Consider the following 6,169-nt stretch of genomic DNA (forward strand, 5'->3'; position numbering starts at 1 on the left):
TAAGTATGGAGAGTAGTGAAGTAGTAAGAGAAAAAGAACATCCTTTTGCGAAAAAAAGATGGATCATGGCAGTTACTTTAGTGCTATTAACGATTCTAGGTCTTTTTTACGGTCTGTTCGCAGGAAGTTTGTCCTTTTCTTTACGAGATATTCTAGTAGGCATACAAGATGAGGGTTCGGCGGTTCATCGAATTGTATGGGACCTTCGTATACCGAGAGTGCTCGTTGGATTTATAGTAGGAACATGTTTAGCCGCATCTGGTGCATTACTGCAAGGGGTTATGAGAAACCCTCTTGCAGACCCTGGTATTATCGGAGTTTCATCTGGAGCAGGTCTTGTAGCAATTGTAATTATGATTCTATTTCCTCAGCATATGGCCTTTTTACCGCTAGGAGCATTTTTAGGAGCTTTCATCACAGCGATGGTCATTTATGCTCTATCATGGCAAAAAGGGGCACCGCCTTCAAGAATCGTCTTAGTAGGTGTGTCAATCAATGCATTAATTGGTGCAGCAACATCAGCATTAATGTTACTACATAGTGATAAAGTACAATCCGTATTACCGTGGTTAGCTGGTGGCATTGGTGGTGTAAGCTGGGTACATTTAAACATGATTATTTATTATGCAATATTCGCTATTATATTAGCCTTCTTTGGTATTAAGCATATTCGAGTATTAATGCTTGGAGATGAGATGGCGAAATTATTAGGTTATAACGTGGAAAGAAGCCGGTTTTATTTAATAGTAGTAAGTACATTATTAGCTGGAATTGCGGTTAGTGTTTCAGGCCTTATTGGATTTGTTGGTCTTGTTGTACCGCATATGCTACGTTTATTAGTCGGAAATGATTATAGATATTTGCTACCATTATCATGCCTTGGTGGCGGGATATTACTCGTTTTCGCGGATGCGATAGCTCGAAGTTGGTTCGATCCAATCGAATTGCCTGTTGGTATTTTATTATCCTTCTTAGGTGGTCCGTTCTTCTTATATTTAATTCATAGAGGAGGAAGACAAAGTGATTTCCGTTGAAAAAGTGTTTTACGCACATTCCGAAAGATTTCAAATGCAAAATATGAATGTACATATTAAAGCTGGAGAAGTCGTTAGTTTAATTGGACCGAATGGATCTGGGAAATCTACTTTGCTTCGTTTAATGGCAAGACTCCTTAAACAAAGCGAAGGAGAGATCATTTTAGATGGAAAAAATATTCATACGATGAAGAGTGCTGATGTAGCGAAGCAATTAGCAATGTTACCACAAATGCATGATCACCAATTAGATTTAACAGTGAAAGAATTAATTGAATTTGGAAGAGGTCCCCACAAATCATGGAGCGGTCGTTTAAATAAAGAAGATGAAGAAATTGTTGATTGGGCATTGTCTGTTACAAATCTTGCAGGGGATGAATATCGTCTTTTACAGTCTTTGTCAGGAGGAGAAAGACAACGGGCTTGGATTGCAATGACGCTAGCACAACGTACAAATGTCTTATTGCTAGATGAACCATCAACCTTTTTGGATATCGTTCACCAGTTAGAAGTAATGGAACTTGTAAAACGATTGAACGAAGAGTTTGGTATGACAATTATAATGGTTTTACATGACATTAACCAAGCAGCTCAATATAGCGATCGTTTACTCGTATTAAAGCGAGGGCAGATTCAGTATGATGGTGTACCAGAAGAAGTTTTATGTCATCAAATGTTTCAACACGTATTTGGCATAGAAGTTGATATTTTTCAGGGAAGCGACAAGCCATTTTTTACACCGAAACGAATTTCTAAAAAAGGAGCAGAGCGATGCGAACAGAAGAGCGTATTACCAATGAATTAGTAAGAGAATTTGTTATGGCAGCTCACGGAGATCTAGAAAAAGTACAAGAACTGTTGGATGAATCCCCAAACTTACTTCATGCCTCTTACAATTGGGATGGATCAGATTGGGAAAGTGCATTAGGGGCATCGGCACATGTAGGTCGTAAAGATATTGCTCTTTATCTACTTGAAAAGGGTGCTCGAATGGATATTTTTGCAGCAGCTATGCTTGGAGAGTTAGAAGTTGTACAAGCGATTTTAGTAGCACAACCAGAAGCATTGCATGCATCTGGCCCTCACGGCATTTCTCTCCTTCAGCATGCAAGAATGGGTGGAGAAGAATCTAAGCGTGTATATGATTACTTAGCGGCGCTTTCTCAATGAACGAAGGAAGTTCTTATGTGCGGTAAACTTTTCACTTTCATATAATTGGAAAGTTTACCGCCCGTTAGAACGGGATAAGTATCTAGTATATTTGAAAATCCTACACCCCCTCAATTGTAGTTTTCTTTATGCTAGTTATGATATGGATGCAGTAGACAATATTTGTCTACTGCTTTTTTATTTCTGTTAAGAGTGAATATTCTGTATTTTTATGCTGGTTCATTTATAATAGAGAGTAACATTTATTATACATACAAAATATGATCGTGTAATAAAGAACAAAATGGTGGGAAGGAGTTTAAAAATGTTCCATACAGATCGCTTGCAATTTCGTAAATATACAATGGATGATTTACAGTTCTATGCTTCACTATGGGGGAATGAAAAGGTAATGCGCTATATTGGAAATGGAACGTTAAAAACGTATATGCAATGTAAAAAAAGTTTGGAGGAGTGGGTGATTCCTAGTTATAAAAGTGGTCTCGGTTTATTCGTACTGATTGAAAAGGAAACAGGAATACGAATTGGTCATGCAGGGTTAGTAAAGCAGAATATAGATGGAAAAGAGGAAATTGAAATTGGGTATTGGTTACTTCCTCAGTATTGGGGAAAAGGATATGCGAAAGAAGCAGCGGCAGCATTTCGAGACTACGGTTTCCAAGCATTACGAATAAATAGATTAATTTCTCTTATTAACCCGAACCATCCCGCTTCAATATTTGTTGCTAGAAAAACAGGGCTCAGTTATGAAAAAACAACTTCATTTCATGGGATGGATGTTCTCGTCTATTCCATTAAGCGGGTTGGATGAAAAAAATATTTTTTAAAAGGTAAATTGCATCTTTTCAAGAATGGTATATAAAAATAAAGGGGGGATTACATGTACATTTATCATAATGGACTGATTATTCGTGAGGGAACGAGTGGTGTACCAGCATATGCAATTAAAGCTTTGTTTGAAGATGCTGGTTGGAGCAATCATAATATCCCTTCTTGGCAAATTGAGAAATTCACGATAGCATTTGAAAATTCAACATGGGCTTTTACAATTTGGGATGAAGAAGAGATGATTGCTATGGTTAGAGTCATTTCTGATCAAATTATGGTCGCGAATATAGTAGATTTAGTTGTGAAGTGTGAGTATAGAGGAAAAGGATTAGGTAAGAAACTTGTAGCCCTTTGCTTGCAAAAACTTCCTCACGGTGATTGGTTTGCACATACATCTGCGAACAATTTTGATTTTTATAGAAGCTGTGGTTTTGAAGTGAGAGAGTTATCAAGAAATGGAACATGTGCGTACTATGGATATCAAGTTGCAAAAACAGATCGGCATCGATAAATGAGTGGAATGTAAAGAAAAATAATAGTTAAGTAATTCTAATTTTTTTCATAATAGAAAATGAATTAAGGCTTATTTTATGATAATATGAAAGAAAATTCAGTTTATTATTAGGGGGATGAAAATGAGTATAAAAGTCGGGGATGTATTTAAATATGAAAGAAGATTTACCGAGGAAGAAGTTTTCGAATTTGCAAATATTACAGGTGATAAAGGTAGACATCATATGGAATATGATGAAAATGGGCGATTAATGGTACATGGTTTATTGACTGCTAGCATTGGGACGAAAGTAGGCGAAGAGTTACATTACATAGCAAGAGAATTAGTAAGTGAGTTTATTAGGCCAGTTTTTACAGGAGATACAATCACTTGTGAATTAACTTTAACAAATATTGAACAAATGGAAGGATATAAAAAAGTTTCAATTGAGTCAGTTTATCGAAATCAACATGAAAAGACTGTGCTAGTTGGGACAAGTTACGGAATTATAAGGGGATAAAAAGAAGCCTGTAAATCAGGCTTCTTTCTTTATTTAGTAAACACGTTTTCGATTTTCCGCATGACTAGAGATCAGTAATAATGCAGATTCTTCCCCTATATTACGGACAATATGAGGAACGCACGCATTCCAGGAGAAAGAATCACCTTCTTCTACAATTGCAATGTCTTCCCCATGTTGAACTTCTAGTTTGCCGCGTAATACAAGATGGCACTCTTCCCCTTCATGAGCATTTGGTGAGTTTTCTTTCGGAAATCCAGCAGGAATCTCTACGAGATTTAGGCGAAGGCCACCTTGCTCTGCAACATGCTCAATTCTTTGTTCGTCTTTTCCGTATACACTGTATTTACGCTCTACCTTTTTGACAACTTTCAAACGATCTTTTTGCTCTAATAATAAATAGGGAAGGGGAATGTTCAAAAAATTAGAGATCATTTCTAAAGTTGAGATAGATGGTGATGTTTTATTATTTTCAACCTGACTCATAAATCCTTTAGAAAGACCCGTTCCCTCACAAATTTGTGCGATTGTTATGCCTCTACGTTGACGAATTTCACGTATTGCAGAACCAATATTCATAAAATCAAGCTCCTTTTTGTAAACAACTATTTGTATCATAGCAAAAAAAATATATTTTTTCTCATGAAAAATGAATTGACGAATAAAAAAAATTAGTGTATGTTTTGTAATGTGAATAAAAGTTTCGTATAAGAAAACTATAAAGGAGAGAAAGAAATGAATCAACATATCGGTAATTTAATTATTCGTATCGTGTTAGGAGTAACATTCTTTATGCACGGTTTAACAAAATTCCAATCGGGAATTGACAATATTGCAGGGTGGTTTACAAGCATTGGTTTACCAGGAGGACTTGCATACGGTGTAGCAACTGTTGAATTAGTTGGAGGTCTATTGTTAATTTTAGGTTTAGGTGTAAGATATATTGGATTATTATTTGCACTTGTTATGGTTGGAGCGATTGTAAAAGTAAAATGGTCAGCTGGCTTGTTAGGAGACGGAAAAAATCCTGGATTTGAGTTAGAACTTGCATTATTAGCAATGGGTGCATACTTATTTGTTGCAAAAGCTGATGGTTTTGTAGATAATTTCTTAAAAGAGAAAATGTCAAAGAAGAACTAATTTAAATGGGGGTATAACAAGATGAGCTTTCAACTTCATCCCGAAACAACACTTGGTGTTGTTCATTTATACGTATCAAATATAAAGAAATCACTAGGCTTTTATACGGAAGTACTAAGCATGAAAGTGCTAAAAGAAGAGGAAACAGTCGTTACATTTGGAAATGAAAATGATGAACCACTCCTTATCATTGAAGAGAAGAAAGAAGCTTTTCCGAAACAAAGAGGAAGAACAGGGTTATATCATTACGCAATTTTATTACCAAGTAGACAAGACTTAGCAAACATTCTTCGCCACCTTGTAGAGATGGTATATCCACTGCACGGTGGAGCCGATCATTATTTTAGTGAAGCTCTTTATTTAGCTGATCCAGATGGAAATGGGATTGAAATTTATCATGATCGCCAAAAAGAAGTTTGGCGTGATGAGAATGGAGAGCTACCATTTGTTAGTAACCCGTTATCTGGTGAAGAATTATTACAGCAAGGAAGTGTATGGAATGGGTTCCCGGCTGGTACTGTGATGGGGCATATTCATTTACATGTGGCTGACTTAGAAGAAGCGAAACGTTTCTATGTTGATGGTCTTGGTTTTGATGTAACAATCCCAGCTCGTAATGGAGCGCTGTTCGTATCCGCAGGTGGCTATCATCATCATATCGGTTTAAATACATGGCAAGGTGAAGGGATACCAGCGCAAATGACAAATTCCGTTGGCTTGAAATATTTCACAATTGTACTAGCGGATGAAAAACAAAAAGAGCAAGTATGTGAAAGCTTAAAAAATATTGGCGAAATTGCTACGTACAAAGATGGAATATTACGGGCAAAGGATCCATTTGGACATTGTATATATTTCAAAATAAAAGGAGAAGCCTAAAAAAGGCTTCTCAGGCTGTGGAGAAAGTCTTCTCCATAGCCTGTTTTTGTGTCTGAACCTCTTTTTGTGTGTCAACACTGATAAAAAAGAGGAAAAGGAGAGATT

At 36.5% G+C, this 6,169-nt stretch carries 9 protein-coding genes; 8 read left to right on the forward strand and 1 reads right to left on the reverse strand.

The features are described 5' to 3' along the window. The first annotated feature begins 5 nt into the window (after window positions 1-5). The 6 genes from ACQKNI_RS24435 to ACQKNI_RS24460 all read left to right on the forward strand — a co-directional run bounded on the left by ACQKNI_RS24435 (window position 6) and on the right by ACQKNI_RS24460 (window position 4,045). Window positions 6-1,034: a FecCD family ABC transporter permease gene (locus tag ACQKNI_RS24435; protein WP_141552079.1), complete on the forward strand. Its 1,029-nt coding sequence runs from the start codon at window positions 6-8 to the stop codon at window positions 1,032-1,034. Continuing rightward, window positions 1,021-1,839, forward strand: a complete 819-nt coding sequence (locus tag ACQKNI_RS24440) for an ABC transporter ATP-binding protein (protein WP_098882471.1) — start codon at window positions 1,021-1,023, stop codon at window positions 1,837-1,839. The genes ACQKNI_RS24435 and ACQKNI_RS24440 overlap by 14 nt, the downstream gene beginning before the upstream one ends. Further along, window positions 1,806-2,204: an ankyrin repeat domain-containing protein gene (locus ACQKNI_RS24445; RefSeq protein WP_098253002.1), complete on the forward strand. Its 399-nt coding sequence runs from the start codon at window positions 1,806-1,808 to the stop codon at window positions 2,202-2,204. Before ACQKNI_RS24440 ends, ACQKNI_RS24445 begins: the two co-directional genes overlap by 34 nt. A 283-nt stretch (window positions 2,205-2,487) precedes the next feature. Next, window positions 2,488-3,015, forward strand: coding sequence for a GNAT family N-acetyltransferase (locus tag ACQKNI_RS24450; RefSeq protein ID WP_098252966.1), 528 nt, complete (start codon window positions 2,488-2,490; stop codon window positions 3,013-3,015). A gap of 69 nt (window positions 3,016-3,084) precedes the next feature. After that, complete coding sequence (locus tag ACQKNI_RS24455) at window positions 3,085-3,543, forward strand: GNAT family N-acetyltransferase (protein ID WP_088230636.1); 459 nt, start codon at window positions 3,085-3,087, stop codon at window positions 3,541-3,543. A gap of 124 nt (window positions 3,544-3,667) precedes the next feature. Further along, window positions 3,668-4,045, forward strand: coding sequence for a MaoC/PaaZ C-terminal domain-containing protein (locus tag ACQKNI_RS24460; protein ID WP_000025008.1), 378 nt, complete (start codon window positions 3,668-3,670; stop codon window positions 4,043-4,045). Window positions 4,046-4,078: 33 nt separating this feature from the next. Here the strand turns inward: ACQKNI_RS24460 and ACQKNI_RS24465 are convergent, their stop codons facing one another. Continuing rightward, entirely contained in the window at window positions 4,079-4,624 is a 546-nt protein-coding gene (locus tag ACQKNI_RS24465; protein ID WP_088230635.1) for a helix-turn-helix domain-containing protein, read from the reverse strand. Window positions 4,625-4,780: 156 nt separating this feature from the next. On the opposite strand from ACQKNI_RS24465, the gene ACQKNI_RS24470 reads away from it, so the two are divergent. Continuing rightward, the gene (locus ACQKNI_RS24470; RefSeq protein WP_001071557.1) at window positions 4,781-5,185 is read left to right on the forward strand and encodes a DoxX family protein; all 405 of its coding nucleotides are present in this window, start codon (window positions 4,781-4,783) and stop codon (window positions 5,183-5,185) included. Between the two features lie 21 nt (window positions 5,186-5,206). Further along, window positions 5,207-6,064, forward strand: a complete 858-nt coding sequence (locus ACQKNI_RS24475; protein WP_088230634.1) for a VOC family protein — start codon at window positions 5,207-5,209, stop codon at window positions 6,062-6,064. Window positions 6,065-6,169: the final 105 nt, after the last annotated feature.

The sequence above is a fragment of the Bacillus sp. NPDC094064 genome (assembly GCF_050279585.1).
GTDB lineage: Bacteria > Bacillota > Bacilli > Bacillales > Bacillaceae_G > Bacillus_A.

Excerpts from the sequence above, each read along its gene's own strand:
- ACQKNI_RS24450 (WP_098252966.1), top strand. The coding sequence starts at position 2,488 with ATGGTGGGAAGGAGTTTAAAAATGTTCCATACAGATCGCTTGCAATTT.
- ACQKNI_RS24465 (WP_088230635.1), bottom strand. The coding sequence starts at position 4,624 with ATGAATATTGGTTCTGCAATACGTGAAATTCGTCAACGTAGAGGCATA.
- ACQKNI_RS24470 (WP_001071557.1), top strand. The coding sequence starts at position 4,781 with ATGAATCAACATATCGGTAATTTAATTATTCGTATCGTGTTAGGAGTA.
- ACQKNI_RS24475 (WP_088230634.1), top strand. The coding sequence starts at position 5,207 with ATGAGCTTTCAACTTCATCCCGAAACAACACTTGGTGTTGTTCATTTA.
- ACQKNI_RS24445 (WP_098253002.1), top strand. The coding sequence starts at position 1,806 with ATGCGAACAGAAGAGCGTATTACCAATGAATTAGTAAGAGAATTTGTT.
- ACQKNI_RS24460 (WP_000025008.1), top strand. The coding sequence starts at position 3,668 with ATGAGTATAAAAGTCGGGGATGTATTTAAATATGAAAGAAGATTTACC.
- ACQKNI_RS24455 (WP_088230636.1), top strand. The coding sequence starts at position 3,085 with ATGTACATTTATCATAATGGACTGATTATTCGTGAGGGAACGAGTGGT.
- ACQKNI_RS24435 (WP_141552079.1), top strand. The coding sequence starts at position 6 with ATGGAGAGTAGTGAAGTAGTAAGAGAAAAAGAACATCCTTTTGCGAAA.